Here is a 26,002-nt window from a genome sequence, read left to right as displayed (position 1 = left end):
AATTCGCTGGCAAAGGCGGGTTTAGCGGCATAAAGATCCTATCTGATTGCCTGTATTATTGAGTTTTCAAGGTGCGAAGCCCATTTTTGCTATGGGAAGTTTTAGTAAATAAGAATATGCGTTTATGGAAATGTGCGTATATAAGAAAATGGAGGTCAGCACAATGATTAACACACAGATGGAACAGCTGGGGAAAGCACCTTCGAAGATTCGTGAGATTTTTGAGTATGGCAAGAGAAGAAAGGCTGAGATCGGAGAGGAGAATGTGTTTGATTTCAGCATCGGGAATCCGAATGTTCCGGCTCCGGCGGATGTGAATGTGACGTATAAGAACCTAATTGATACACATGATGATATCTGGCTTCACGGTTATACCTCGGCAGCGGGCGATCTGGATACAAGACGTGCGATCGCGGAGGATCTGAATCGAAGATTCGGTACCTCTTTTCAAGCGTCTAATCTGTATATGACGTGCGGAGCGGCGGCATCACTGAAGATTACGATAACTGCAATGGCTCAGCCGGGGGACGAGTTTGTTACGTTTACCCCGTTTTTTCCGGAGTACCGTGTGTTTGTCGAGACTTCTGGAGGAAAGCTGGTCACCTCTCCGACCGATCCGGAGACTTTCCAGATCGACTTTGATAATCTGGATGCAGTAATTACAGATAAAACGAAGGCGGTTCTTGTCAATTCCCCGAATAATCCTTCCGGTGTCGTGTTCCGTGAGGAATCTGTGAAAAAGCTGGCCTCTCTTCTCGCGGAGAAGGAGCAGGCGTACGGGCATACGATTTATCTGATTACAGACGAGCCGTACCGTGAGCTTGTGTATGATGAAGAGATCATGGTTCCGTATATGACAAAATATTACCGGGACACAGTGGTATGCTATTCCTACAGCAAATCGCTCTCCCTGCCGGGCGAGCGGATCGGCTACATTCTGATTCCCGATGAGGCGGATCAGGCAGCGGATCTGTATGCGGCAGTTGCGGGAGCGGGCCGTGCGTTGGGATATGTCTGTGCGCCGAGCCTTGCCCAGCATGTGATCGAAAGGTGCGTCGGACAGGTCGCGGATCTGTCTGTGTACAGGACGAACCGGGATCTTCTCTATGACGCTCTCACGGAATATGGGTACACCTGTGTTCATCCGGACGGCGCGTTTTATCTGTTTGTGAAGGCTCTGGAGGAGGATGCGGTATCATTCTGTGAGAGAGCAAAGGATTTTGAGCTTCTGCTTGTTCCGGCGGACAGCTTCGGCACGCCCGGATATGTGAGGATTGCCTATTGTGTGACGACAGATCAGATCCGAAGAAGCCTGCCGGCATTCCGGAATCTGGCACAAGCCTACGGCAGAATCTGAAAATGTATTGCCACTTTTGTATACAAAATTCTCCTGATAAACCCCAGATAAAAAAGTGCACAAATTGAAGAAGCTGCGATGAAAAATTTCTTTGAGCTGAGATTTTCATTCACAAAATAATCAACATTTCAGAAGGCCGGAAAGGCGCATAAAATAGAGTTATCCACGAAGTTATCCACATTATCAACAAAAATGTGGGGAAAATTACATGGTTACATAAGAGAAAATCGTGAACAGATGTTTTGTGAACAATCTCCAAAATATCCAAAATCCGGAAAAACCCGTGAAAAAGCCTTGACTTTTCTATAGTGAAACTATTAGATTCCCTATCTCTGAATTGTGTGGTGATCCTCAAAAAAATCTGACAAAATATGGAATCGTTTCTGTAATTCGTACATATACATGGTGTCGCTCTTTTGAAAACGGGTACGTCCGAAGGTTCACACACATGTAATTTGTACATATATATGGGGCTATATGGAGTGTATATGGAGTCACCTCCCGGCTGGAGAACTGTGACAGGGCTGGATTGTGCGGCGGGGTTCGCCGGGAGAACCAGATGATTCGATGCAGGGCAGGTGGATGCCGGATGGGGATAAAGCGGGTGTGGATAAAGATGAAACAGATCAAGACGAAGCAGATAAAGGTGAAGCAGACAATGGTGAAGCAGATAAGGTGAAGCAGATAAGATGAAGCAGATAAAGGTGAAGCTGATGAAGCGGATACAGAGGATAATGGAGGAGAAAATAGATGAGCAGGCTGCGTAATATACCGGGTGCTGCGGATGTGATTCGCAGCAGTGAGTACTGCATACAGAATCCGGAGAATTTCCGTGGCAGGTGGGACGGTGTTTTTGAGAAGAAACAGCCGCTGTATATTGAGATCGGGATGGGAAAGGGACATTTTCTGATGGATATGGCGGAGGCGTACCCGGACCGCAATTTTATCGGAATCGAGATGTATGACAGCGTTCTGTTCCGGGCGGTTCAGAAGGCGGAGATGCGAGCGAGAATTCGGGCAGGAGCAGATCCGGAGAATGTTCATGGCCTATCCGCAGATGTGAAGGAAAGGCCGGGGTTGATGAGGAACTGCAATTTTCGTTTTCTCCGGATGGACGCAAGACAACTGACAGAGGTATTTGGAGAGGGGGAGGTCGACGGGATCTATCTGAATTTTTCGGATCCGTGGCCGAAGGACCGTCACGCGGGGAGACGTCTGACATCGTCCGGATTTCTGAAACTTTACGAGAAAATCATGAGCAGGGAAGCACGGCTGGAATTCAAAACCGATAACCGGCAGCTCTTTGATTTTTCGCTGGAAGAGATTCGTGAAAACGGCTGGAAGCTTCTGCAGTATACCTTTGATCTTCACAATGACCCGGAGATGAATCAGGGAAATATCATGACGGAATATGAGAAAAAATTCTCAGCCAGAGGAAACCGGATCTGTAAGCTCATCGCAGTGCCCCGGAAAGAGAAAAACTCTGAATGCGACAGAAAGATCCGGGTGTAACGGAAAGATCCGGGTGTAATGGAAAGGTCCGGGTGTAACGGAAAGATCCGGGTGTAACGTAAAGAAGATCCGGGTGTATCTTCGAGGAGTAAAAGCGAGATAAAACACGCTGCGCGAGTTTTATCTCGCTATCGCGACGCTCGCCGCACACGAATACTTCGCATTCAGCTGCGGCTCACTGTTCGCGTAAATTAAAGGAGACAGGACGGATGCGGATCCGGTCTGTCTCCTTTGTTCTTTGTGCATGGTCAGATTTGTTCCTGCGGGTTGGATTAGTCACCGGAAGCGGCTGTGCCGCTTCGGTTCTCCGCGGCCTGATATGCCTTCAGTGCTTTCTGTTCTTCGCGCGTGAGAACCTTTGGAACCGCAATCTCAATCGTGACATATTCATCCCCGCAGACGCCTTTCATATCTTTTACGCCTTTGCCTTTCAATCTGATCTTGCTTCCGGACTGTGTGCCCTTCGGAATTCTGCACACGACTCTTCCGTTGAGTACGGGAACCTCGGTCTCGCCGCCGAAGACTGCTGTCGTGTATGGAATCTTTGCGGTTGTATACAAATCATTTCCCTTACGCTCGAATCCGGGCATATTCTGAACATTAACCTTGATGATCAGATCACCACTGGCACCATTCGGTTTCTGATGGCCCTTACCTCTCAGACGTATGGATTTGCCATCTTCGATGCCTGCCGGTATGCGGATCTCCAGAGTGCTTACATGGCCATCCGGGGAAGAAAGCTGTACCTTCCGGCTGCATCCGTTGACCGCATCCATGAAGCCGATGGTGATTTCTGAATGAAGGTCGTAGTCGGCATTGTCCATGCCTTCATAAAATCCACCGGTTCCGTCCTGTCCAAAGCCGCTGAACCCTGATCCGGATGAGTAACCTTCAGAGGCACGGCCGTGTCTGAAGGAGTCTCCGGTTTTGCCATGAAACATATTTCCGAACATCTGGCCGAAGATGTCATCTGCGCCATCTCCGTTAAAATGGAAGGACTGATATTTCCTGCCATCCGGGCCGTAGGATTGATAACTATAGCTCGTTCCGCCGTTTCCCCCTGTGAAGTTGCGGAAGAAATCCTCAGCTCCGGCCCTGCCGCCGCCAAAATCGCTTCTGCCGCCGTACGCATCATATGCCTCTTCATATTTTTTCGGATCCATGCCATTCTCAAATGCAGCCATGCCACACTTATCATAGATCCGCTTCTTTTCAGGATCGCTGAGGACAGCATACGCTTCATTGACCTCCTGGAATTTCTTCTCGGCCATTTTATCGCCGGGATTCATATCCGGGTGATAGCGCTTTGCCAGCTGACGGAAGGCTTTCTTGATCGCGTTCTCATCAGCTCCTTTGGGAAGACCAAGCACCTCGTAAAAATCCTTCTTCATAATTATCTCACCTTCTTCCTCTCCTGGATTTCATACCCCTTCTGTTTAATGCTATGCTCATATATTATACGCCTCTGATTGTTTATTCCCTCGGTTCATCGTGATGCGGCTGTGATATATTGCCTCATGCCTGCATGGATGAAAATTTTATTCTGTATTCTCAAAAAGCTGTCACGCCGACTGAATCTCTCAGTGACATGACAGCTTATAAATTTACGCGAACAGTGAGCCGCAGCCGAATGCGAAGTATTCGTGTGCGGCGAGCGTCGCGATAGCGAGATAAAACTCGCGCAGCGTGTTTTATCTCGTTTCCTTGATTTCCGGGTGTCGCTTGACCCTGTCTGACACTGCTTTCAGCTGTCTGAACGGATCAGTTATCAGCCTATCGCAATCTTCTTCGGTTCAGGAGTCTGCGGTTCTTTCTTTGCAATATGAATATTCAGAACGCCGTTGTCGAATTTTGCCGTGATGTCGTTCTCGGAAACATCATCGCCGACATAGAAACTGCGCTCCATATTCCCGCTGTATCTCTCGATCCGAACGATTTTGCCGTCCTTTTCCTTCTCGTCCTTTTCCTTGGAATCCTTCACGGCCTTTATATTCAAAACACCCTCATTCAGGCTCAGGGAAATATTCTCTTTGCGGAATCCGGGAAGCTCAACCGTAAAGTCATAGCCCTTTTCGTCTTCCCTGATGTCTGTCTTCATCACTCCATTTTCCTCAAAAAACGGTGCCTGGAAGAAATCATCTGTCCAATCATTTACAAAATCATTTCTGAAAATACTTGGCATATACATCATAAGTCATTCCTCCTTCTGCTCATTCGTTCCGTTTCGAAAATGCCTGTTTCTCTGAATGAGTTCATGTAATTTCACATTTATTTTCTAACAGAAGAGCTGCAGTGGATTCCTTGCGGCACTTCTCAGAATCGGATGATTTTTCTTCATCCCCCTCTCAGCCACTATGCTGTTTGGATTATCATCTGCTTTCTTCTGACATTATGTATACTAGCACCGGTTATTAGCACTGTCAATAGGTGAGTGCTAATTTTTTTAAAAAACTTTTTCAGACATCCATCACAGCTTGTTTGTGGCCGTGAAGCCTGAGACAAAAAAACGCCGGACTGTGATGATCACAGTCCGGCAAAAGTTCCAGATCCGACTTATTATTTATTCCTGTCGATGATTGCCTCAAAGCTCTCAGAGTCTCTTGCGCCGACCACCTGATCGACCTTCTGGCCGTCCTTAATGAATACGAAGTTCGGGATGCTCTGTACGCCGAATTTTGCAGCGACATCCGGATTATTGTCTACGTTGATCTTTACAAACTTGACATCATCATAATCCTCGGAGAGGCTGTCCATAACGGGAGCCATCATTTTGCAGGGACCGCACCAGTCCGCGTACATATCTACAACGACAAGACCCTTTGCCTGCATTACCTCCGCGTCGAAATCGTTCTGATTGATCATTTTCACCATGGTGTTATTCCTCCTGTGGTTTATCTGTATTCGCTGATAAGTTTTTGTATTGCCTGTATTGAACAATTACAATGTATCACAAAATTAAATTGCGCGCAAGCGTTTTTTTTAAAATCGTATCGGGTATTTTGCGCGTGCATACTTTCCATATAAACACACAGCGAAACTGCGAATGGAAAAGGTTTCATTTGTGTATTTAAGATATGATGTTGATGTTGCGATCGTTGAATTATTGAAAAAGAAAGTTCATGACACGGGATTGACATAGTGTGTACTACACTGTATAGTACACACTATATAATAACAATTAAAGGTACATTGAGAAATACATTATGTATAAAAAGTGTCTACAGGATAGACGGGAAGGCTGAAGAGATTTATAATATTGAAAATACGTGTTTCAGGACGGAATACAGAAAGACCCTGAAGCTGGTGAGACCTGCAGAAGATAGAATATTCTTTATTTATTTTATAAGGAATAGTTTTATAAAGAATAGTTTTATTAAAGAAGAGCTTTATAAAGAAGAGTTCGGAACGGATAAGAGGAATTCGTATGGGGACAAACAAAAGGAAATCTGAAGGACGGTATCGCAGACTGGTTCTCCCGCTTGTGTGTCTGATCGCAGCGATAGGAATTTTGTGTGGTCTGTTCGTTATCGGAGGAAAGGGAGCGGGGAGCTCCAATCACAATCATAAATCTATTGGAAGCGTGGCGGCTCTTTCTGTTGAAGCTTCGGACACACAATCGGCGGATTCGGAAGAGACAGAGCTGAAGAAAACACCTGGTGAGGACTACAGTCTTACCGTGAAATTCCGGAACGGACAGGAAGTAATCCGGGGTGTTTTCACAGACAGGGTGAGTTCGGATGCGGACAGCACGGATGAGTCGGAGCAGCGCACCGTTACAACTCCAAACGGTGATTTTCTCTACAAGGTGTCGGACCTCCAGAACATGGTGAACAACTTTCCGGAGATGCAGGATGCCAATATGACGCAGCCGGTCAACGCAAGAATCGAGAAAACGGACAGTGGATTTGCAATTGTACCTCAGTCGGACGGCACGGTACTGGATAAGGGAGCAGTTTTGCGCGCGGTGGAGAGCGCGGTGTCCGGCTGTCAGAAGGAACTGGATCTAACGACAACAGACGGAATCTATCAGAACGCGGAGATTTCTGCGGACAATGAAGCTCTGAATCAGCAGCTCGCTGCCCTGAATCAGGCGGTCAGCGCAAGCATCACGTATACCCTTCCGACATCTACACGCACACTTGACGGATCAACGACGGTGAACTGGCTGACGCAGAATGCGGATGGCTCCTGGACGAAGGACGACGCGGCATGGAACCAGCATATCGCGGATTATGTGGCTCAGCTGGCGGCGGATACCGACACGGTCAACGCTGATCGGACCTTCCATGCAACTGGAATCGGGGACGTCACCATCAAGGGTACCGGGTACTACGGCTACGAGGTGAACCAGTCAGCAGAAATATCTCAGCTGACCGACGAACTGAACAGCGGGGCGGTTACGACCAGGGAGCCGGTATACAGTGTTACGGCGTATGCATCTCCGGATGACAACAACGGATTCGGACAGAATTACGTCGAGGCGGATCTGAGCCGGCAGCATATCTGGGTGTACGTCAATGGTCAGGTGGCTTACGAGACTGACTGTGTATCCGGAACAATGAATGAATCCTATCACACACCGGAGGGAGCGTTTATGCTTCTGAATAAGGAAAAGGATGCCACGCTGCTCGGAGATCAGATTGCCGGCAAGGAAAACTACTATACCTATACGCAGCCGGTAAGTTACTGGATGCCGTTTACATATTCCGGATGCGGCATGCATGACGCAACCTGGAGAGGGGCGTTCGGAGGAGATATCTATATCGCAAACGGCTCTCATGGATGTCTGAATCTTCCGCTTGACGCGGCTGCTCAGATCTATAATCTGGTATCGGTGAGAGAACCGGTGATCATTTATTATTCAGCGGGGTACACGCTGGCACCCGCTCCGGCACCGGTGCAGACCGAGGGCGTTTATTACGACAAAAACGCTGCGGGCTAAGGCCTGTCAAAGTCACAAAAAGTCAAAGAAATCCAATATGGAAGCCCTTGCCTGGAGAAGATTCAGGCAAGGGCCTGTTTTATACTGTCATTCGGCTTGCGGGCGGTTCACGTTTACGGTATGATATGCGAAAAGATGTGTTATACTAATGTTCCGGGTGATTTTCAGGAAACAGGGAGATGGAATCAGGGATCTGTGAGAGAAAACCGCCGGAATATGAACCCGTAGCCGGAGACAGAGATCTGCCGGATTACAAATGCGTAGCCGGAGACAGAAATCTGCCGGATTACAAATGCGTAGCCGGAGACAGAAATCTTTCGGATTACGAACCCGTAGCCGGAGATGGAAAGCCGCCGGAACCGGAGTCCGCAGGGTAAGGACGCACAGAGTATGGAGCGGAAGAATATGGAATATATCGACATCTATAATTCAGACAGAGAGAAAACCGGAAGACAGGTTCCCCGTAAAGCGTACAGATTGCAGCCCGGTGAATATATGCTGGTTGTGATTGCGTTGGTCGAGCGGTCGGATCACAGATTTCTGATCACGCAGAGGAAGAAGAACAAGAAATGGGCAGCCGGCGACTGGGAGGTTTCCGGGGGAGGCGTCCGTGCCGGGGAAACGTCGTTTCAGGCGGTGTGCCGTGAGGTGAGAGAGGAGACCGGTCTGGACGTCTCCCAGGCAGATGGCGGATGCGTATATTCCTATCAGAACACGGATCCGGAGGGCGGTGATAATTATTTCACCGATATTTACCATTTCCACATAGACTTCTCTGAAGAGGATGTCGTGCCGCAGGAGGAAGAGACAGAAGGATTCCGGGTCGTTCCGTTTGATGAAATCCGCAGAATCGGCGAGTCCGGACACTTCCTTCATTACAGCAGAATCCTTCAGGCACTGGACGCGGAGAAACGGCATGCGGACGATGACAGTGAGGCTGAGAAAACGTATGCGGATAACCCCCCGGTGAAGTGAAAAACCTGTGCGCGCGGTAAAGGCAGAGAGGAACCGCATTCGGAGGAAGAAAGGAGCGGGTAAAAACCGGTGAAGTGAAAAACCTGTGCGCGCGGGAAGACAGAGAGGGATCGCATTCGGAGGGAGAATGGATAGGAATAGAAAGGAATAGAAATGTGCGGTAATTATGACGCGATGTCTGAGGAGTCCCGAAAGGAATTCCTCACGCTGGATCAGGAAAAGCTGATTCACAAATATGAGCTGGAAAGCGATGAGAACTATCTCTTTATAAAGGTGTTGGGACAGGATTATCAGATCAGCCGGCAGCTTGGGACGATTACGTGCCGGGGGAGCATGAAGCCGGCGGAGCATGATATCGTCATGGCGATTTACGATGTTTTCTGCTGCTCGGACGTGAATGAAGAATTTCCGGAGATGGCCGGAAACTGGGAGACGCTGGCGCAGATGGGAGGAATTGTCGGTGCCGGACATGCAAGAAAGCTTCATCAGCCCGATGTGATTCGTCCCTTTGAGGGAAAAACAGGCGAGATCCGAAAGGCGTGTGAGTCGCTCGGAGGGCTGCCCTGCAAGGGCGGTGATGTGAGTTACCTGCTTCCGGTTTTTCCGTTTCTGAAGGTCTGGTTCCAGTACTGGGATTCCGATGAGGAGTTCCCGGCAAGCATCCGTTTTCTCTGGGACAAAAATTCTATTAAAATTCTCCATTACGAAATCATTTTTTACACGACAAAGTATATTGAAGATAAGATAAAGGAACTGATCAGGTGAGGCATAACAGACTGGATACAATACTAAAGATGGTGCTTGTGGTTGGAATTGCACTGATTATCATACTCGGAGGGTACATTCTTATTCAGATTCATGGAGAACGGACTGCTGAGGTGAATGGTAACGGAGGCAGCAGCGCAAAGGAGGAATCCGGACCGCAGGTGATCTCCGGATCGGCGTCGCAATCGGTATCGGATACGATGGAAAACAGCGCGGCAGAAGATGCGGAAACGACACCGACAGAGGCAGCGAAGCCGGACCCTGCCAAGTACAACACGATAGATAACTGGGCGCTCATTCTGGTGAACAGCAGTCATCCTTATCCGAACGGATATACGGCGCAGGTTACGACGGTTGATAACGGGCAGGAAACCGATTCAAGATGTGCCGAACAGCTTCAGCAGATGCTGACCGACTGCAGGGCGGCGGGGTACGATCCTCTCGTGGTTTCCGGGTATCGGACACACAGCCAGCAGATTCTGGATTTCGAGAGCATGACAAACGTGTATGTCAGCGGCGGATACTCCGAGGAAGACGCACGAGCCATGGCGGCGGAGAGCGTTGCAGTTCCGGGAACAAGTGAGCACGAAACAGCGTTGGCGGCGGATATCGGATGTGAGCACAACACTGCGATCGACAGCTCTCAGGATCAGGAAGAGGTTCAGAAGTGGCTTCATGAAAATTGCTGGAAATATGGCTATGTACTCCGGTATCCGGAGGGAAAACAGGACATCACGAAGATTGTCTATGAATCCTGGCATTACAGATATGTCGGGATGACCGCGGCAAAGGTTATGTATGATGAAAATCTCTGCCTGGAGGAGTATCTTAAGAAATACGTAGAGCCTTATACAAGTCTGGAAGAATTGGATCGTCAGGCGATGAAGACGCTGGGACTTACCTATACAGGCAGCGCGTCGGCGGATTCATAAGTACGAGCGGTATGACACTTATTAGAGGATGAAGGTATGGACAAATTTTTTAATATGGACGGACCGGTCATGAGAGGATTGACCAGAGTGTTTGATCTGGTACTTTTGAATCTTCTGACGGTGCTGTGCAGCATTCCGCTGATCACCATCGGGGCTTCTCTTGCGGCGATGCACAGTGTTCTTCTGAAGATGGTCCGGAACGAGGAATCCTACATTATTAAATCCTTTTTCAGAGCGTTTAAGGAGAATTTCAAACAGGCGACCGGGATGTGGGCACTCGATCTGTTTTTTGGAGGGCTGATTGCGCTGGAATGGACGATGCTGAAATCATTCGGGTATGATCAGATGATTTTTCGTGTAATCATTGCCGGGCTGACGCTGCTTCTTCTGGCGCATATGTCCTACAGTTTTGTCCTGATCGCCCGGTTTGAAAATACGTTTGGACAGATATTCCGCAATGCGGCGGCACTGGCTGTCGGATATCTGCCGAGGACGCTGGGTATGGTGGCAATTCATGCGGCCTGGCTCTACGTGATCTGGAGAGTTGGTTTCCGGATCGGATTTCTGGTTATCCTCATCGGCTTCACACTTCCGGGTTTCGCGTGCGCGTACTTGTACACACCGGTTCTGAAAAAATTGGAAAACGGCTAACAGATTATTTGTTTCGGCTATTTTTTCCTCTTCATCGCGTTGTAGGATAGCTTGTCAGACATCGGAGTGGAAGGACGTTCTGTTTCAGAGACAGTAGCGGAAAGGAGCGCCCTGCTTCAGAGACAGTATCGGAAGGACGTTCTGTTTCAGAGACAGTAGCGAAAAGGGGCGCGTTGCTTCAGAGACAGTAGCGAAAAGGGGCGCGCTGCTTCAGACATAAAAGTGGAATGACCGCTCTGCTGAGGAGGAGACTGAGAAAAATGGGTGAGGGTATACGTCACTATGATATGGAAGACAGTGAGTCGCTGTCTGCAAAGCTGGGAAGATTCTGGAACATGCTTACACCGACGCAGATCATACCGGTCGGCTTTGTCCTTGTGATTCTGGTTGGTGCGTTTCTGCTTTGGCTGCCGATATCGTCGAAGACCGGTGCCAGGATACCGTTTTCGGACTGCTTTTTTACGGCAACATCGGCAACCTGTGTGACGGGCCTTATCCGGTTTGATACATTTAGCACCTGGACGTTTTTCGGACAGCTTGTCCTGGTGATCCTGATGGAGATCGGAGGCGTCGGATTCATGACCTTTGCCATTGTGATGATGATGGCGGCCCGTCAGAAGATCGGACTTCATTCCAGAAGGCTGCAGCAGGACTCGATTGCGGCGCCTGCCGTCGGCGGAATCGTGCGCATCACCCAGTTTGTGGTAAAGGGAACAGCGATTGTGGAAGGAACCGGAGCTGCGCTTCTTTCCATTTATTTTGTGCCGAGGCAGGGATTCTGGGACGGCATATGGAGCAGTATCTTTCATTCGGTTTCGGCGTTTTGCAATGCCGGTTTCGATCTTATGGGAAGGTACACGCCGAATTCCTCACTGGCCATGTGTGAGAGCAACTGGTACGTTGTGATCATTATTATGGCCTTAATCAGTCTCGGCGGCTTCGGATTCCTGGTGTGGAGGGATCTGATTGATCACAGATTTCATTTCAGAAATCTTGCGCTGCAGAGCAAAATCGTTCTTACGACATCCGCAATTCTGACCTTCGGGGGAGCCATCGGAATTTTTCTTCTGGAGATTGGCAATCCGGATTTTGAGTCCATGTCTGTGAGTGGAAAAATCGCAGGCAGTCTGTTTCAGTCTGTGACCTGCAGAACGGCAGGTTTTTCCACGATGAATCTCGGCGCGATGTCGACAGCGGCTCAGTTTCTGATGATCATGCTGATGCTGTCCGGTGGTTCACCGGGCTCTACTGCCGGCGGTATGAAGACCACAACGGTGGCAGTGCTTTTCCTGAGTGTCAGGACGACCGGAAAGCGGAGGAAGAAAGTGGAGGCTTTCCATCGCTCCGTAGATCCCGAGACAATCAGTACAGCGGCGACGGTAGCGATTTTGTATATTTTCAGTGCGATAGCTGTCGCTATGATCATCTCCTCAGTGGAAAGGGGCGTAGATTTTCAGACGGCGTTTTTCGAATCGGCATCCGCGGTGGCAACAGTGGGATCCACCCTTGGCATTACGCCCAGGCTCGGCATGCTGTCAAAGCTGCTGCTGTGTGTGCTGATGATCTTCGGCCGCAGCGGAACGGTGACGGTGCTGACCGCGATGACAAGAAGAGACCGGAGAGTGGCATCAAGATATCCGGCGGAAGAAATATCCATCGGCTGATCCGTTTTTCGGGGTTGAGACAGTCCGCTTGCGGGGCTAATGTAGATTGCTGCCCGTCTGGCCGGGGGAATGCGGTTTTGTGGCCCCGCTTGCGGAGAGTAATGCATTATGAGCCCCGCTTGCGATGAACTATGCATTTTGAGCTAGGCTCGTGGTGAAGTAACACAGCTTGTGGCAAGGTTATCGTATAGGGCTGTAAATGGCCTTTACAATAAGGAGATCGGCCTGTAATTGTTGTAATATATTGCGTGACGCAGGAAGGCGGGGAGGATCCCGCAGACAGAAGGAGCAGAGGCAATGAAGAATGTGCTGATTATAGGACTCGGACGCTTTGGCAGACATATGGCAATACGGCTGCAGGATCTGGGAAATAACGTGATGGCTGTTGAGGAAGATGAAGAGACGGCAAATGATGTGGTAGACAGAATCCCCAACATCCAGATTGCGGATGCCACCAATCCGCAGGTGATCAAGTCGCTCGGGATCAATGATTTCGATCTGTGTGTGGTCACGATCGAGGAAGATTTTCAGGCGGCACTTGTTGTTACCTACCTTCTTCATGAGGCAGGTGCAAAATATATCATAGCGAGAGCGGCGAGGGATATGTACCGCAAACTTCTTCTGCATAACGGTGCAGATTACGTCGTGTATACGGAAAGAGATGAAGCGGAGAAGCTGGCAGTCCGGTTCGGCGCGAGAAATGTTTTTGATTACAATGAGCTTAGCAAAAATCTTGGCATCTATGAGATTGCCGTTCCTTCAGCCTGGGTCGGAGAGAGCATTCTGGACCTGAAGGTAAGATCGGAGTATGGCGTCGAAATTCTTGCCTTTCAGCTGGGAGGCGACGTCGAGCAGATTCTCGACCCGGATTTTGTGTTTGAGAAGGATATGCATCTCTACGTGATCGGAGCTCCGGATGCCATCCGCAGGATTACAAGAAACAAGGCGTGAATTCCGGGGATAGCCGTGGATAATCGTCACTGACAAGAGCCGGCGGTGCCGCAATCATGCGGTGCCGCCGGCTCTGCGTGCATATCGGTTCTTACTCTGATGCGCTGCTTTTTTGCTTTGATGGGCATCCTTTTTGCCTTTTACTCATAGGTTTTCGTTCGATTGCTTAACGTTTAATGGACAAAAATAAGAAGCGCCGTCCCCGGTATCCTTTCGATACCAAAAACAGCGCTTCATAAGTGCGCCATCAGGGACTCGAACCCTGGACAAATAGATTAAGAGTCTACTGCTCTACCAACTGAGCTAATGGCGCTTGATTTGTATTGAATTTGTGTTGCTGTTCCGTAACAACGAAGATGATTATACGTTACCTCTGAGAAAAAATCAACCCCTTTTTTAAATTTTTTTGAAAAAATTTTAGCACCAAAATTTTAGCACAGTCAGAAGCTTTGAACGTGCTTTTTTTCAGGTCTGCAGAAGATCCGGAATTTTCGGGTGCGTTTGGCAGAGAGGCTGCGCATTGTAAGCTGCGCACGCCCGCATTATGCAGGGAGTTCCCTGGTAAGTTTGGCAGGAAAGGGCAGTCCTGATAAATTCCTGGACGAATGGATGCCATTCATGAACCGGGGTGTCGGATGTCAAGCATGAACCGGGGATGTCGGATTGTGAATCTCAGAGTTATGTGTTATAAAAGGAGATGTACGATAAAAGGAAGAGAGGAATGGCCATGAAATCGATTTTAATCAAGGATACGACACGTGAGGAAAGAATTCGGATTGTGAATCAGGCACTTTCAGTCTGCGGGCAGACCTGTGAGTTCTGCAACGGCTGTGACAACCTGGGAGGCGGGGATGTAGATGCGTTTTATCGGCCGTATATCGAAGGAGAAAAGGAAATCAGTGAATTGAATGCCGCCTACCAGGGCGGGAGAGTTAAGGGGTGAATGCGATGCCGCCGGAAATTCATAATTCCACGAGAGAGGAAAGAGAGGCCTTCATTCGGGAAAAATTCAAATGCATCAGTGACTGTGACAGCTGCGGAATCTGTCTTGTGTATCATGGGAAGGATCCAGTGCTTGTGTATAAAGACTATATCGACGGAAATGCGGAATATCTGGATATCGCTCGGAAATACCGATAGTCGCTGTTTTATCGTTTGTGTGTGGAATTTGTTGGAAAATGGGTACAGAGATCCCCGGTATGGGCGGAAGAATGCTATTTGTGGAACCGGTACAGAAGTTCCTGGAATGAACGACAGATATTTATTTGAGGGAATCGGAGCGTATACAGGCAGATGGTGACAGAAATCTCGGATGACTTTGACCTGAAGAAGATAGCGGACAGCGGGCAGTGCTTTCGATGGACAGAGACAGAAGACGGTTATGAGATCATAGCCGGCAGTCACTGGGTGCGGATTCGGGAACAAGATCGTGGGAAAGAAGTGAATAGACATCGTCTTGAGCTAACCTGTTCCAGGGAAGAGTTTGAGACATTCTGGAGGCAGTATTTTGATCTGGGGCTGGATTATTCGTCGGTTCGTCGAAGGATAGATCCGGAGAAGGACCCCTATCTGTATCGGGCTTCTGCCTGCGGGAAAGGAATCCGCATCCTCAACCAGGACCCGTGGGAGACGTTGATTACGTTTATTGTTTCTCAGAGAAAGAACATCCCGGCCATTCGTCTTTCCGTGGATAAGCTGTGCAGAATAGCCGGAACACGGCTGGCGGAGGAACGATATTCCTTCCCGGGACCGGAACAGCTGTGTTCGCTTTCTGGGGAACAGCTAGCAGAGTGCGGTCTTGGATATCGGGCAAAGTATGTGCACAGAGCTGCAGAAGATGCCGCGGATGGCAGGATAGATTTCGGCAGGCTGAAAGGGCTTCCGGACGAAGAGCTGAAGGAAGAGCTGATGGCACTCTATGGCGTTGGAATTAAGGTGGCGAATTGCGTGATGCTGTTTGGCTTTCACCGACTGGATTCCTTTCCGGAGGACGTCTGGATTCTGAGACTTCTGGAGGAAGAGTATCCGGGAGGATTTGCTTTCGATGCATATAAGCCGTACAACGGGATCATGCAGCAGTATCTGTTCTGGTATCGCCGGACAGTGCAGAAAAAATAAATGCTCATACCTGTTGCCTTCGAAATCGCATACAGTCTCTTACACACGCTTCGCGGCAGGCGGCCTGTCTGCGTTTTCGAAGAGCTGTTATGTTGCTAACTGTATAAGTCCCCGCGTCACTTCGCTGCTTCGCAGCTTTCGTGCCGCTAACAGGTATGGGCATTCCCGCGTTGCTTCGCACCGCTCCATGCTCATACCTGTTGTCGTCGCTAATGTTCTTGCCCACCGGTGAGCAAGCTCCCCGTGGGCCAAGAACATTGCGACTGGACTTATACAGTAAGCCTCATATGATAAGTCGTGCTACAAACTGTATAAGCTACGGATTGCTCCGTGCTTCGCACTCCCGCAATCCTACAGGTATTCGGATTTCGCGCGTTCGCGCTTCATCCTCATACCTGTTGCCTTCGAAATTACATACAGTCTCTTACACACGCTTCGCGTGCGACGATCCTGTCTGCGTTTTCGAAGAGCTTATACAGTATGTTCATATTTTGTTTTCAATTTATTAACGGGCGGAACAAGGTCTCATCACATTTGAGCTTTATACTGTTAAGCATAGAAACAAATAAATATACAAGGCACTTGTTATCATTGTTTCTTTTTCATATGAGGTATGTGAGCCTGGAAAGGGCGCATACCGATTCTCCTTCCTATAAAAAGGAGCCGCATGCTGGAGCGGCTCCTTTTTGTGTGTCCGGAAAGCTGGATGCCGGATTTTGAGGAGGGGTACTTTCGTTACCGGGTGGGACCAGAGCAACTCATTTTTTTGTAAGGAACATTGCAATAAATGACTAGTCGCAGATTGAAATGTGGCGGTAAAAATGGAAAATTAACCAAAACAAATCGTATCTATCCCGAAAAATAAGGCAAACCAACAAAAACAACACAAAACAACGCAATTGTATTGACAAAAACAAAGAATATAACTATCATATAGACATAAAAACAATAAAAACAACATTCAAATACCACATAAAACGACTAAAATGCAGCGGCAGAAAGTGCCGCATGATGGGGAGGCGGGATTTTATGAAAATTCTTGATACAAAATTTGTCCGTGGATTTGTGAAGATGGCAGATGACGGTTTCAAGCAGGGATGGCATGAGAGAAACGGTGGAAATCTTTCCTATCGTCTGAAACCGTCTGAGGTAGAGGAGATTCGGCCGCGTCTGAATGATCACGCAGACTGGGCACCAATCGGAACCAGCGTTCCCGGACTTGCCGGGGAATTTTTCCTGATCACAGGAAGCGGAAAATATTTCCGGAATATTGCCGTAGACCCGGAGGCCTGCCTTGCGATCATTGAGCTGGATGACAAGGGAGAGAATTACCGGATCCGCTGGGGCCTTGTAGAAGGCGGACGGCCGACCAGCGAGCTTCCTGCACATATGATGAACCATGAAGTGAAGAAGAGAGTGACAAACGGAAGACATCGTGTGATCTACCATGCGCATACCACAAACATCATCGCGCTCACCTTTGTACTTCCACTGAAGGATGAAATCTTCACACGGGAGCTCTGGGAGTCCGCGACAGAATGTCCGGTTGTTTTTCCGGACGGCGTAGGTGTCGTGCCGTGGATGGTTCCGGGAGGAAGAGAGATCGCCGTCGCGACCAGCCGTCTGATGGAGAAGTATGATGTCGCGATCTGGGCACACCACGGGATGTTCTGCTCGGGAGAGGACTTCGACCTGACATTCGGCCTGATGCACACCGTTGAGAAGTCTGCAGAGATCCTTCTCAAGGTTCTGGCTGTGACCCCGGTGAAACGCCAGACGATCACCCCGGAGGATTTCCGTGAGGTGGCAAAGGGATTCCACATCAGTCTTCCAGAGAGATTTCTGTATGAGAAGAAAAATCCGGGCGGAATCGAGTGAGCAGCACGAAAAGGTGAATGCCTGTCAGCAACCCGGAAGACGTGGATACCCTGGAACTTAATATTTGACGAAGATGCCTTCTGCCGGTAAAATGGTGGAAGGCTTTATTTACGCGAACAGTGAGCCGCAGCCGAATGCGAAGTATTCGTGTGCGGCGAGCGTCGCGATAGCGAGATAAAACTCGCGCAGCGTGTTTTATCTCGTTTGTGCGGTACAGAGTCCGTATTTCGGTTGCCATATGGCGTCGTTGACAAAGATTGAACATTGATTGCCATATAGGCGCTGTGGACAAAGATTGAACAGTGGTTGTCATATAGGCGCTGAGGCCAGAGATTGAACATTGATTGCTATATAGGTGTTGTGGACAGGGTCAGTACAAGGTTTTTGCAGGAATAGCAAATGATAAGTCGAATAGTCCGTGCAGCGGCTGTTACGGAAGTGCTGCGTTGCAGGATGGAGAGAAGAAAAGTCGGAGCGGGACGGTATGAGTAATCTGAAAAAGGGAAAAATATTTATGGGAGTCGCGGCGGTGCTTGTCCTGGCAGATGCTTTTATGATGATACTGGATACGGTCATCGCCTATTCAGTGACCGCGTCATATATTGCGATGCTGACGCTTTTGATCAGTCCATTTGTGGGATTGGCATGCTCGATTATGTCGTGGATATTTCTGGGCAGGGCAAAGCTGGAGGGAAAGGATCACATTGTAATCTGGCGCTGGATCGCGTTTGCACTGATACTGCTGGATGGATTTCTGGTGGTGACGGTTCTGCTGCTTCTCCTTCCGGGGATATCGATCACCTGACACCACCTTCCTTCAGGAACAAGAGAGCGTCAAGGCAGCATTTTGTAATGCAAATGAGAATGTGTACCTGAGAACAGGCTTTAATGTTATCTGGATGACTTTGCATTGCTGACAGGTTAAAGAGAAGAGAGGGATAATCAATGAGTCATATATCGGATGCCATGAAGGCATTTCATGAGAATACGATGTGGATCGTAAATAACGGAATGATGGCGGACCTTGCCATCGAGGATACCAACAACAAGGTGATTAACTGGTTTGTAATGCACAGGCAGGAGTGGAAGCACGGAGAAATCGTGGATTTTATTAGTATGGATGAGGGAACGGGCATCTACACGGTCTACGCGCTCTGCACAGATGATACTGTTCTGGCGATCCCGGAGGAGGAATTGGACAATCCGGAGGAATTTGAGATCAACGGACATCATACCTCTATGGTTCGGACCCGACCGCAGGAGATCACCGGTGAGGATGCCGATCAGCTTGCTGATCGGGTGTTAGATGAGCGTGAGAGAATAATGAAGGCACGGGTTTCCGGAATTCGAAAATGAGATGGTGAGGTTTGTCACAGTCAGAAGACTGTGACACATCGAGGGCCGGCAGTTACCAGGACTGCCGGCCTAAATTTTTGATGTCTGTTTTTCTCAGATGCAGAGGTTATCCGAAAATCTCCCTGCTCATTTTATCAATTTCCTTGTCTACCATTCCATAAACTTGCGGGAAAACAGAAAAATTCAGGCCATGCGTTGTGCACGGAATGAAATAATGCTTTCCGCAGTCTCTGCAAAGCTGATCTGTCTCCTTTGCAATCTCTTCCTGTGTCACGTCAGGCTTGTCAACCTTGCCGTTATCAATTCCGCCCATGAAGGATATTTTTTCACCATATTCTTTTACCAGCTGCGGCAGATTGTTGACAGACATGCAGCCCTGCCATACATCAATTCCCATGTCAATCATGGAGGGAACAAATGGCGCGCAATAACAGTCGTTATGATGGATAACGAGGACGCCTCTCTCCTTGAAATATCCGTAAATTCTCTGATAGGGTTTCAGGAAAAATTCCCGGAACATATCGGTACTGATAAATGTGGATCTCTGTGTTCCCCAGTCATCATGATGAAAGATGACATCCGGCTTCATATAATCACAGATCTGCTCCGCGTATTTCAGTTCCCATTCTGTAATATAGTCAATCAGATCATGAACCGCCTCCGGCTCCTCATAGAAATTCATCATGGCCGGTTCTACATCGCAGAGATAATGATGCATTTCAAAAAGGCCTGGAGCCATAAATGCGGTAACCATTGTCTCGTTGCGGTCTACAGCTTCCGCAGCCTTGACCGTTGGTTCCCAGTCCTCGGCGGTATAATTGAGCTCCGGAGCTTTCACGTAACGCCTCCACTCTGTGATATCCGGACATACAAGATGCTCCGGATCATGCATCGGGAATGCGCCGGGCTGTCCTTCCGGCCAGGCATTGTAATAACCCCAGCCACATTTCACCGCAGGGTCCCCCGGCTTCGCAGGCATAATCGGGAACTGATTCACGTAAGGTGTGTTCATGACAAAGGACAACGCCTCATACTGTTTCACAAAACGATCCGGTGTTCCGCCATGAATGGTTTCCAAAAAATTTTCTCTTTTCGTCAGCATAGTTTTTCCTCCGCAATAAAAACTATCATCAGGTTACTCACCCTGTTATTATACCATAATTGGCGGAAAATATATATGTTTTGACGAATAATTCACGGATTCTATATAAATTATTAGTTAAAATGCATGATAATGGATGCGTTCAGATCCCTGTCACGAAGATCTCAATTCCGATTGCGATCAGAATGATACCGCCCAGTATCGTTGCCTTTTCCGAGAGCCTCTCACCGAATTTTTTCCCGAACAGAAGTCCGATCATGCAGATCACGAATGTTACAACAGCAATGATCAGCGAGCTCGAGAAAGCAGCTGCTGTTCCGTACCGTGCTGTCGTAAATCCTACGGAAAGTGCATCGATGGAGGTTGCAATTCCCTGTATGAGCAGGGTTTTCCTGGTTAGGACTGTTTTTGTTCCGCACCCGCAGTTTTCGGGATTTTCTTCGCACTTATTTTTTATCCTCCGGATTCCCTCGAACAGCATCTGACCTCCGATATACAGAAGAAGAACCAGCGCAATCCAGGGAATGAATTTCTGAAATACCTTGAAATATGACGCAATCGTGTGTACGCAGAACCATCCGATCATCGGCATGGCGAACTGAAAGAATGCATAGCATGCAGCTATCCAGTAGGTTTTTTTCCTGGACATCCCGGGTTCGTTCAGCCCATTTGCAATCGATACCGAAAAGGCGTCCATTGCCAGACCCACCCCGAGTAAGATACTGTTTAAGACAAAGCTCATCATACTTCCCATCCTGACTTCCACTCCTCATTTCTATCCGTCCGGCCGTTTTTGTTTCTCTTCATCCCATCAGAAAAACGCCCGGATACAGTTCGCGCTGTACCCGGGCGTATATACCTGCAGTCTGACCCATGTACAGCAACATCGCTTACATGAGTCTCGCCGATTAAAGCAAGCCAGGCCGAAACGGCCAGTATGTTGACTTGCTGCATGGGATAAGATAAGTATCCGCGGTCCATCAATTTCCGCAGTCACAGCCCATGCCAACTACTCCCTCACGGTTTTGTGTTTTGTAGATACTATCATTTTGTCACACGATTAGTCAATTCTAATATATATGGCCGGACTTTCTTTCACTGCTTGCAGAAAATATTTGTATGGAATATGATGGATTAATATCGATGATGTCATCGATGCATTATATTGACGCATGATTATTGAAGAAAGGATTTCAGACATGAATGAGGAAAAGACCATCCTTCTCCCTTATGAATCCTGGGCTTACCTGAAGGCCCGCTCCCGCGAGGAACGGATCGGCAGGAAGACCTCCGACGCGCTTCTGAAAAATATGTGGTCGGTTCTGGCCAAGGAAGACGGAAAGATCCGAGTGAACGGAAAAGCACTTGGAGGCCGGGAAAACGGTGAGATCACCTCGTGGTCCGTTGAGGATATGCGGAGAATGCTGGATGAGAAGGGGCTCACCTACACCTTGTAAGGTTTTTCTGTAATTGTTGCAGGATTTCAGGCTGTTGCATTATCATGGTTGTAATTGTGGTTATGTTGCAGCGATAGTAATAGTTGTAGTAATGGAAATGCTGCAGTTATGGTCATAGTTGTAGTAATGGAAATGTTGCAGCTATGGTTATTGCTGTAGTTACAGTTATTAGCAGCTGCTGGTTTTCCAGCGAGTGTCGCGACAGGGAGTAACCCTTTAGAGCGCATATATCTCGTTCAATGAATAGAGGAATTATGACAGAGAATGATTTTACACGGATGACACAGAAGGGCATCGTTATATTGGACGGTGCAATGGGAACGAATCTCTACCGCATGGGGATGCCTCATGGATGCTGCACGGAGGAGTGGGCGCTGAAACATCCGGATGATGTGGAAAAACTTCAGAGGGAGTATGTGGAGGCGGGTTCTCAGATCATTTATGCACCGACCTTTGGTGCGAACCGCATTATGCTGAAGAGATTTGGTCTTGCGGAACATACTGAAGAGATGAACCGGAAACTCTTTGAAATCTCCCGGCGCGCGGCAGAAGGGAAAACTATGATCGCCGGCGATCTGGCGCCCACGGGCATGATTCTGAAGGAATACGGCGGAGCCGGGAGCCGGGAGGAAATGTTCGAGGCGTATCGTGAGCAGGCAAAGGTTCTGTATGAAGCGGGTTGTGATCTTTTTGCCGTGGAAAGTATGCTGTCCGTGCTCGACGCGGTGACTGCGGTAGAAGCAGTGAGATCCGTATGCTCCGCTCCGGTGATCTGCACGCTCACGGTGCGAAAAAACGGAAGCGCCTATTACGGCGGAGATATTTTCGAGGGCGGGCCGCTTGCGGAGAAGGCAGGCGCGGATGCTTACGGCATTAACTGCTGTGATGGCCCGGATGGGATGGAAGAAATTATCTCATCTGTCTCCGAAATGGTTCATATACCGATTGTAGCAAAGCCAAATGCGGGACTGCCGCAAAGGGGCGCAAATGGGCAGATGGTCTACAAAATCAGTCCGGACCAGTTCGTTTCGTCCATGAAGAAACTTGTGTCCGCAGGAGCGTCGGTGATCGGAGGATGCTGCGGAACTACCCCGGCATATATCCGGAGACTTGCGGAGGAATTTCGAAAGTAAACGGACATGTCGTAAAAAACATGGTATAAGCGGCACAGAAGCGGCGAGCGTCGCGATAGCGAGATAAAACTCGCGCAGCGTGTTTTATCTCGTTCATCATCTATCGACTGCCTGTAAGCGGGGCACCACAATGTCTATAAAGTGAGGCTAATCATGAACAAAACTGAATTCAGGGAACTTACAGATAGCAAGATCGTCTGTCTTGACGGAGCAACAGGCACAAATCTGACGCTGCGCGGGATGCCGAAGGGAATCAGCACAGAGGCCTGGGTTCTGGAGCATCCGGAGGTACTTCAAAATCTTCAGAGAGAATTTATCGAAGCGGGAGCGGATGTGATTTACGCGCCGACGTTTGGCGCAAACCGGAAGGTTCTGGGCGGTTTCGAACTGGCGGACGAGACCGAAGAGATGAACAAAAAGCTGCTCGGGCTGTCGCAGGAGGTGTCGAAGGGCAGCGTTCTGGTGGCAGGAGATATGGCGCCCACGGGATTGGTGCCGGATTCCGCTGGAGGAGATGCCAGCTATGAGGAAATTTTTGAGATCTATCGGGAACAGGCAGAGATTCTGTATCATGCCGGCGTGGATCTCTTTGTAATCGAGACGATGATGTCGGCGGATGAGACTTCGATTGCGCTGGACGCGGTTTCGTCTGTTTGTGACCTTCCGGTGATGTGCACGTTTTCCGTATACGCGGATGGAAAGTGCTTTTTTGACGGAAATATCTTTGATGCTGCAGCCGTTCTGGAGGCGATGGGCGCTGCGGCAGTGGGACTGAACTGCTGCAGCGGACCGGATCAGATGGAGAGCATCATCCGGTATCTGGCGAAGAACTGCAGTATTCCGATTATCGCGAAGCCAAACGCGGGAATGCCGAAGATTGACGAGAAGGGGAATGCGATTTACAGCCTCGGGCCGGAAGCCTTTGCGTCTCAGATGAAGATGCTGACAGATGCCGGCGCCAGGATTGTCGGAGGCTGCTGCGGGACAGAGCCGGAGCATATCCGGCTTTTGAAGAAGATGATTTCCGGTCGATCATTTATTGGATCAATTTGACATTTTGTTAATGATTTCATATAATAGAAAAAGTCTTTAAAACATATCTTTTCAGTGCCGCTTTTATGGCGGGTAATAGGAAATCAGGTGAAATACCTGAACGATCCGGTCACTGTGAGCAGTGAGCCAGATGCATTGTCCATTGTATTCCGGTCAACGGAGTATGAGAAGGCGCAGGAAGGCATTTGAGCTGCAAGTCAGGAAACCTGCTGAGAAGACGATAGATTTGCTTCCGATGAAAGCAGAGTCTGTTTGCATAAGAATATTGATGGTTGCATCAGTGATTTCTGGTGTGATCCGGCTGGTTTGCAGATATGCGCTCTTTGGCGTGCGGTTATGGATACCGTTTCTTTGGATGGAGCGTGACCGTCAGGCGGATCCGGGATTTCAGCAGATGTTTCTTTTATATGCAGATACGGAGTGATTGCTTTCTGAGAAGGCGGTCACTCTTTTTTACGCGAACAGTGAGCCGCAGCCGAATGCGAAGTATTCGTGTGCGGCGAGCGTTGCGATAGCGAGATAAAACTCGCGCAGCGTGTTTTATCTCGTTTATGTTCTGTGCTATGGTATCGAAGGGCGTTTTGCCCCTTGATATAGATTATTCTACAAAAAGGAGAAACATGATGAAAAAGAAAGTCGTAACATTATTATGCACCGCGGTTCTGACCGGGTCCATGATTGCCGGATGTGGCAGCGCTAACAGCGCAGCATCGTCAGCATCCGCAGCATCTTCGAGTGCATCTTCCGCGTCTTCAGAGACAGCGGAGGTTACAGAGGCAGCCGCTTCTTCCGAAGAAGTAGAGACGGTTTCTTCTTCCTCTGTATCCGCGGATCAGGCAGCAGCGGACAAGGTAGCCGCTTTGATCGACAAGATCTATGTGCAGGAGAGAACAGACACTACGGACGAGGACTGCAAGGCGGCAAAGGAGGCCTGGGACGCTTTGACGGATACACAGAAGGCTCTGGTAGAGGGCGAGTATGCAGATCCGGATTATTTCGGAAGAGATACCGGCGATGCCTCCAAGGATGATCCGCTCAACGAGGACGGAATCGGAGAAAACGAGATTCTTGTATGCTCTTTCGGAACTTCCTATAATGACAGCCGTGTGCAGGATATCGGCGGAATCGAGAAGGCTCTCCAGGCGGCGTATCCGGACTGGTCTGTAAGACGTGCATTCACGGCGCAGATCATCATCAATCACATTCAGGCGCGTGATAATGAGGTGATCGACAACATGGATCAGGCACTTCAGAGAGCGGTGGACAACGGCGTGAAGAATCTGCTGATTCAGCCGACCCATCTGATGCATGGTGCGGAGTATGACGAGCTGACAGAAACCGTCAGCAAATACGCGGATAAATTTGATTCCGTGAAAATCGCTGAGCCGCTTCTGGGTGAGGTAGGAAGTGACACGAGCGTAGTAAACGAGGACAAGCAGAACGTCGCAAAGATTCTTACTGCTACAGCGGTAGAGAAGGCAGGATATGACAGCCTTGACGCGGCTGCCGCTGACGGAACAGCGTTTGTATTCATGGGTCACGGAACCTCTCATGAGGCGAATATCACCTATGATCAGATGCAGACAGAAATGAATGATCTCGGTTACAAGAACGTATTCATCGGAACCGTTGAGGGCAAGCCGGCAGATACCGAGTGCTCCGCGGTTATCCAGAAGGTACATGACGCGGGATACAAGAAGGTAATTCTGCGTGATCTGATGGTTGTAGCAGGTGATCATGCGAATAACGATATGGCAGGCGATGATTCTGATTCCTGGAAGAGCCAGTTCAATGCATCCGGCTTCTTTGACAGCGTAGATGCTCAGCTCGAAGGAATGGGAAGAATTCCGGATATCGAGCAGATCTATGTAAGCCATACAAAGGCCGCAATGGACAGCGACGCCACAGTTACAAGTTCTTCTGAGGCAAACTGAGATATATCAGTGAGACATATCAGTAAAACAGAGGAAGCGTCCGGCATGTGCCGGACGCTTCTTCTGTCGTAGGGATGGGCATGAATATGTGAATGCACGAAAAATGGGCGTTCGAAAGCTGAATGCGCGAAAGATGAAGGTGCGAAAACCGTATGTGCGTAAAATGAACGCGCGTAAGCCGGATACGCGAAAAATGAGGGTTCGGAAACCGTATGCGTGTAA

27 protein-coding genes, 1 tRNA gene and 1 riboswitch are annotated in these 26,002 nt (G+C 48.9%); of the genes, 22 read left to right on the top strand and 6 right to left on the bottom strand.

Translation table 11 applies throughout. The features are described from left to right. The first annotated feature begins 163 nt into the window (after positions 1 to 163). Both ACTQ3A_RS06420 and trmB read left to right on the top strand, forming a co-directional pair. Positions 164 to 1,357 (top strand): pyridoxal phosphate-dependent aminotransferase, encoded by a 1,194-nt coding sequence (locus ACTQ3A_RS06420; RefSeq protein ID WP_441494445.1) that lies wholly within the window; start codon positions 164 to 166, stop codon positions 1,355 to 1,357. A 750-nt stretch (positions 1,358 to 2,107) separates the two neighbouring features. Continuing rightward, positions 2,108 to 2,869, top strand: coding sequence for a tRNA (guanosine(46)-N7)-methyltransferase TrmB (trmB, locus tag ACTQ3A_RS06415; protein ID WP_441099692.1), 762 nt, complete (start codon positions 2,108 to 2,110; stop codon positions 2,867 to 2,869). 272 nt (positions 2,870 to 3,141) lie between these two features. Here the strand turns inward: trmB and ACTQ3A_RS06410 are convergent, their stop codons facing one another. The 3 genes from ACTQ3A_RS06410 to trxA form a co-directional block, all read right to left on the bottom strand. Continuing rightward, positions 3,142 to 4,260 (bottom strand): DnaJ C-terminal domain-containing protein, encoded by a 1,119-nt coding sequence (locus tag ACTQ3A_RS06410; RefSeq protein ID WP_441099693.1) that lies wholly within the window; start codon positions 4,258 to 4,260, stop codon positions 3,142 to 3,144. A 377-nt stretch (positions 4,261 to 4,637) separates the two neighbouring features. Further along, complete coding sequence (locus tag ACTQ3A_RS06405) at positions 4,638 to 5,060, bottom strand: Hsp20/alpha crystallin family protein (RefSeq protein ID WP_441494444.1); 423 nt, start codon at positions 5,058 to 5,060, stop codon at positions 4,638 to 4,640. 365 nt (positions 5,061 to 5,425) lie between these two features. Further along, complete coding sequence (gene trxA, locus ACTQ3A_RS06400; protein WP_441099695.1) at positions 5,426 to 5,806, bottom strand: thioredoxin; 381 nt, start codon at positions 5,804 to 5,806, stop codon at positions 5,426 to 5,428. A 252-nt stretch (positions 5,807 to 6,058) separates the two neighbouring features. Here trxA and ACTQ3A_RS06395 point away from each other — a divergent pair, with 252 nt between their 5' ends. The 9 genes from ACTQ3A_RS06395 to ACTQ3A_RS06355 all read left to right on the top strand — a co-directional run bounded on the left by ACTQ3A_RS06395 (position 6,059) and on the right by ACTQ3A_RS06355 (position 13,749). Continuing rightward, positions 6,059 to 6,319: a hypothetical protein gene (locus tag ACTQ3A_RS06395; RefSeq protein WP_441099696.1), complete on the top strand. Its 261-nt coding sequence runs from the start codon at positions 6,059 to 6,061 to the stop codon at positions 6,317 to 6,319. After that, positions 6,294 to 7,811, top strand: coding sequence for a L,D-transpeptidase family protein (locus ACTQ3A_RS06390; protein WP_441494443.1), 1,518 nt, complete (start codon positions 6,294 to 6,296; stop codon positions 7,809 to 7,811). The genes ACTQ3A_RS06395 and ACTQ3A_RS06390 overlap by 26 nt, the downstream gene beginning before the upstream one ends. Positions 7,812 to 7,990: 179 nt before the next feature. Next, entirely contained in the window at positions 7,991 to 8,188 is a 198-nt protein-coding gene (locus ACTQ3A_RS06385; protein WP_441494442.1) for a hypothetical protein, read from the top strand. A 13-nt stretch (positions 8,189 to 8,201) separates the two neighbouring features. Then, positions 8,202 to 8,786, top strand: coding sequence for an NUDIX hydrolase (locus ACTQ3A_RS06380; protein ID WP_441494441.1), 585 nt, complete (start codon positions 8,202 to 8,204; stop codon positions 8,784 to 8,786). A gap of 153 nt (positions 8,787 to 8,939) precedes the next feature. Continuing rightward, positions 8,940 to 9,551 (top strand): DUF3786 domain-containing protein, encoded by a 612-nt coding sequence (locus tag ACTQ3A_RS06375; RefSeq protein WP_441494440.1) that lies wholly within the window; start codon positions 8,940 to 8,942, stop codon positions 9,549 to 9,551. Continuing rightward, entirely contained in the window at positions 9,548 to 10,483 is a 936-nt protein-coding gene (locus ACTQ3A_RS06370) for a M15 family metallopeptidase (RefSeq protein WP_441494439.1), read from the top strand. The genes ACTQ3A_RS06375 and ACTQ3A_RS06370 overlap by 4 nt, the downstream gene beginning before the upstream one ends. A 36-nt stretch (positions 10,484 to 10,519) precedes the next feature. Then, positions 10,520 to 11,134 carry a YesL family protein gene (locus tag ACTQ3A_RS06365; protein ID WP_441099702.1) on the top strand — a complete coding sequence of 205 codons (615 nt, stop codon included), beginning with the start codon at positions 10,520 to 10,522 and terminating at the stop codon, positions 11,132 to 11,134. Between the two features lie 260 nt (positions 11,135 to 11,394). Further along, positions 11,395 to 12,798 carry a TrkH family potassium uptake protein gene (locus tag ACTQ3A_RS06360; RefSeq protein ID WP_441099703.1) on the top strand — a complete coding sequence of 468 codons (1,404 nt, stop codon included), beginning with the start codon at positions 11,395 to 11,397 and terminating at the stop codon, positions 12,796 to 12,798. 297 nt (positions 12,799 to 13,095) lie between these two features. Beyond that, a complete protein-coding gene (locus tag ACTQ3A_RS06355; protein ID WP_441099704.1) occupies positions 13,096 to 13,749 on the top strand; it encodes a potassium channel family protein in 654 nt (217 codons plus the stop codon). A 240-nt stretch (positions 13,750 to 13,989) separates the two neighbouring features. Here the strand turns inward: ACTQ3A_RS06355 and ACTQ3A_RS06350 are convergent. Next, positions 13,990 to 14,062: transfer RNA gene (locus ACTQ3A_RS06350), tRNA-Lys, on the bottom strand. A gap of 408 nt (positions 14,063 to 14,470) precedes the next feature. On the opposite strand from ACTQ3A_RS06350, the gene ACTQ3A_RS06345 reads away from it, so the two are divergent. The 6 genes from ACTQ3A_RS06345 to ACTQ3A_RS06320 all read left to right on the top strand — a co-directional run bounded on the left by ACTQ3A_RS06345 (position 14,471) and on the right by ACTQ3A_RS06320 (position 19,101). Then, a complete protein-coding gene (locus ACTQ3A_RS06345) occupies positions 14,471 to 14,692 on the top strand; it encodes a hypothetical protein (protein ID WP_441099705.1) in 222 nt (73 codons plus the stop codon). After that, on the top strand, positions 14,689 to 14,889 hold the full coding sequence (locus ACTQ3A_RS06340; RefSeq protein WP_441494438.1) for a hypothetical protein: 201 nt from the start codon (positions 14,689 to 14,691) through the stop codon (positions 14,887 to 14,889). The genes ACTQ3A_RS06345 and ACTQ3A_RS06340 overlap by 4 nt, the downstream gene beginning before the upstream one ends. Positions 14,890 to 15,042: 153 nt before the next feature. Further along, entirely contained in the window at positions 15,043 to 15,867 is an 825-nt protein-coding gene (locus ACTQ3A_RS06335) for a DNA-3-methyladenine glycosylase family protein (protein ID WP_441099706.1), read from the top strand. A gap of 1,029 nt (positions 15,868 to 16,896) precedes the next feature. Then, positions 16,897 to 17,745, top strand: a complete 849-nt coding sequence (rhaD, locus tag ACTQ3A_RS06330) for a rhamnulose-1-phosphate aldolase (protein WP_441099707.1) — start codon at positions 16,897 to 16,899, stop codon at positions 17,743 to 17,745. A 484-nt stretch (positions 17,746 to 18,229) separates the two neighbouring features. Beyond that, positions 18,230 to 18,550 (top strand): hypothetical protein, encoded by a 321-nt coding sequence (locus ACTQ3A_RS06325; protein WP_441099708.1) that lies wholly within the window; start codon positions 18,230 to 18,232, stop codon positions 18,548 to 18,550. A gap of 140 nt (positions 18,551 to 18,690) precedes the next feature. Then, on the top strand, positions 18,691 to 19,101 hold the full coding sequence (locus ACTQ3A_RS06320) for a hypothetical protein (protein ID WP_441099709.1): 411 nt from the start codon (positions 18,691 to 18,693) through the stop codon (positions 19,099 to 19,101). 106 nt (positions 19,102 to 19,207) lie between these two features. Here ACTQ3A_RS06320 and ACTQ3A_RS06315 read toward each other — a convergent pair whose 3' ends face one another. Both ACTQ3A_RS06315 and ACTQ3A_RS06310 read right to left on the bottom strand, forming a co-directional pair. Continuing rightward, entirely contained in the window at positions 19,208 to 20,203 is a 996-nt protein-coding gene (locus ACTQ3A_RS06315; RefSeq protein ID WP_441099710.1) for a uroporphyrinogen decarboxylase family protein, read from the bottom strand. Between the two features lie 142 nt (positions 20,204 to 20,345). Then, entirely contained in the window at positions 20,346 to 20,957 is a 612-nt protein-coding gene (locus ACTQ3A_RS06310; protein WP_441099711.1) for a manganese efflux pump MntP, read from the bottom strand. A gap of 445 nt (positions 20,958 to 21,402) precedes the next feature. Between ACTQ3A_RS06310 and ACTQ3A_RS06305 the strand changes: the two genes are divergently transcribed. From ACTQ3A_RS06305 to ACTQ3A_RS06285, 5 genes are all read left to right on the top strand, one after another. After that, the gene (locus ACTQ3A_RS06305; RefSeq protein ID WP_441099712.1) at positions 21,403 to 21,660 is read left to right on the top strand and encodes a hypothetical protein; all 258 of its coding nucleotides are present in this window, start codon (positions 21,403 to 21,405) and stop codon (positions 21,658 to 21,660) included. Between the two features lie 254 nt (positions 21,661 to 21,914). Further along, positions 21,915 to 22,793 (top strand): homocysteine S-methyltransferase family protein, encoded by an 879-nt coding sequence (locus ACTQ3A_RS06300; protein ID WP_441099713.1) that lies wholly within the window; start codon positions 21,915 to 21,917, stop codon positions 22,791 to 22,793. A 153-nt stretch (positions 22,794 to 22,946) separates the two neighbouring features. Next, the gene (locus ACTQ3A_RS06295) at positions 22,947 to 23,846 is read left to right on the top strand and encodes a homocysteine S-methyltransferase family protein (protein WP_441099714.1); all 900 of its coding nucleotides are present in this window, start codon (positions 22,947 to 22,949) and stop codon (positions 23,844 to 23,846) included. Positions 23,847 to 23,881: 35 nt separating this feature from the next. Beyond that, positions 23,882 to 24,074, top strand: a riboswitch (cobalamin riboswitch). A gap of 37 nt (positions 24,075 to 24,111) precedes the next feature. Then, complete coding sequence (locus tag ACTQ3A_RS06290) at positions 24,112 to 24,270, top strand: hypothetical protein (RefSeq protein WP_441495267.1); 159 nt, start codon at positions 24,112 to 24,114, stop codon at positions 24,268 to 24,270. A gap of 199 nt (positions 24,271 to 24,469) precedes the next feature. After that, positions 24,470 to 25,780, top strand: coding sequence for a sirohydrochlorin cobaltochelatase (locus ACTQ3A_RS06285; protein ID WP_441099763.1), 1,311 nt, complete (start codon positions 24,470 to 24,472; stop codon positions 25,778 to 25,780). Positions 25,781 to 26,002: the final 222 nt, after the last annotated feature.

Source organism: Bilifractor sp. LCP21S3_F8 (assembly GCF_052117805.1).
In the GTDB taxonomy this organism is placed as follows: domain Bacteria; phylum Bacillota; class Clostridia; order Lachnospirales; family Lachnospiraceae; genus Bilifractor.
This window is presented reverse-complemented; position numbering and strand designations above follow the sequence as displayed.

Bases quoted from the DNA above. Each gene is read 5' to 3' on its own strand.
- ACTQ3A_RS06390 (WP_441494443.1), top strand. From the start codon at position 6,294: ATGGGGACAAACAAAAGGAAATCTGAAGGACGGTATCGCAGACTGGTT.
- ACTQ3A_RS06320 (WP_441099709.1), top strand. From the start codon at position 18,691: ATGAGTCATATATCGGATGCCATGAAGGCATTTCATGAGAATACGATG.
- ACTQ3A_RS06385 (WP_441494442.1), top strand. From the start codon at position 7,991: ATGGAATCAGGGATCTGTGAGAGAAAACCGCCGGAATATGAACCCGTA.
- ACTQ3A_RS06325 (WP_441099708.1), top strand. From the start codon at position 18,230: ATGAGTAATCTGAAAAAGGGAAAAATATTTATGGGAGTCGCGGCGGTG.
- ACTQ3A_RS06315 (WP_441099710.1), bottom strand. From the start codon at position 20,203: ATGCTGACGAAAAGAGAAAATTTTTTGGAAACCATTCATGGCGGAACA.
- rhaD (WP_441099707.1), top strand. From the start codon at position 16,897: ATGAAAATTCTTGATACAAAATTTGTCCGTGGATTTGTGAAGATGGCA.
- ACTQ3A_RS06405 (WP_441494444.1), bottom strand. From the start codon at position 5,060: ATGATGTATATGCCAAGTATTTTCAGAAATGATTTTGTAAATGATTGG.
- ACTQ3A_RS06285 (WP_441099763.1), top strand. From the start codon at position 24,470: ATGAAAAAGAAAGTCGTAACATTATTATGCACCGCGGTTCTGACCGGG.
- ACTQ3A_RS06345 (WP_441099705.1), top strand. From the start codon at position 14,471: ATGGCCATGAAATCGATTTTAATCAAGGATACGACACGTGAGGAAAGA.
- ACTQ3A_RS06300 (WP_441099713.1), top strand. From the start codon at position 21,915: ATGACAGAGAATGATTTTACACGGATGACACAGAAGGGCATCGTTATA.
- ACTQ3A_RS06335 (WP_441099706.1), top strand. From the start codon at position 15,043: ATGGTGACAGAAATCTCGGATGACTTTGACCTGAAGAAGATAGCGGAC.
- ACTQ3A_RS06380 (WP_441494441.1), top strand. From the start codon at position 8,202: ATGGAGCGGAAGAATATGGAATATATCGACATCTATAATTCAGACAGA.
- ACTQ3A_RS06360 (WP_441099703.1), top strand. From the start codon at position 11,395: ATGGGTGAGGGTATACGTCACTATGATATGGAAGACAGTGAGTCGCTG.
- ACTQ3A_RS06355 (WP_441099704.1), top strand. From the start codon at position 13,096: ATGAAGAATGTGCTGATTATAGGACTCGGACGCTTTGGCAGACATATG.
- ACTQ3A_RS06365 (WP_441099702.1), top strand. From the start codon at position 10,520: ATGGACAAATTTTTTAATATGGACGGACCGGTCATGAGAGGATTGACC.
- ACTQ3A_RS06310 (WP_441099711.1), bottom strand. From the start codon at position 20,957: ATGGGAAGTATGATGAGCTTTGTCTTAAACAGTATCTTACTCGGGGTG.
- ACTQ3A_RS06375 (WP_441494440.1), top strand. From the start codon at position 8,940: ATGTGCGGTAATTATGACGCGATGTCTGAGGAGTCCCGAAAGGAATTC.
- ACTQ3A_RS06305 (WP_441099712.1), top strand. From the start codon at position 21,403: ATGAATGAGGAAAAGACCATCCTTCTCCCTTATGAATCCTGGGCTTAC.
- ACTQ3A_RS06295 (WP_441099714.1), top strand. From the start codon at position 22,947: ATGAACAAAACTGAATTCAGGGAACTTACAGATAGCAAGATCGTCTGT.
- ACTQ3A_RS06410 (WP_441099693.1), bottom strand. From the start codon at position 4,260: ATGAAGAAGGATTTTTACGAGGTGCTTGGTCTTCCCAAAGGAGCTGAT.
- trmB (WP_441099692.1), top strand. From the start codon at position 2,108: ATGAGCAGGCTGCGTAATATACCGGGTGCTGCGGATGTGATTCGCAGC.
- ACTQ3A_RS06420 (WP_441494445.1), top strand. From the start codon at position 164: ATGATTAACACACAGATGGAACAGCTGGGGAAAGCACCTTCGAAGATT.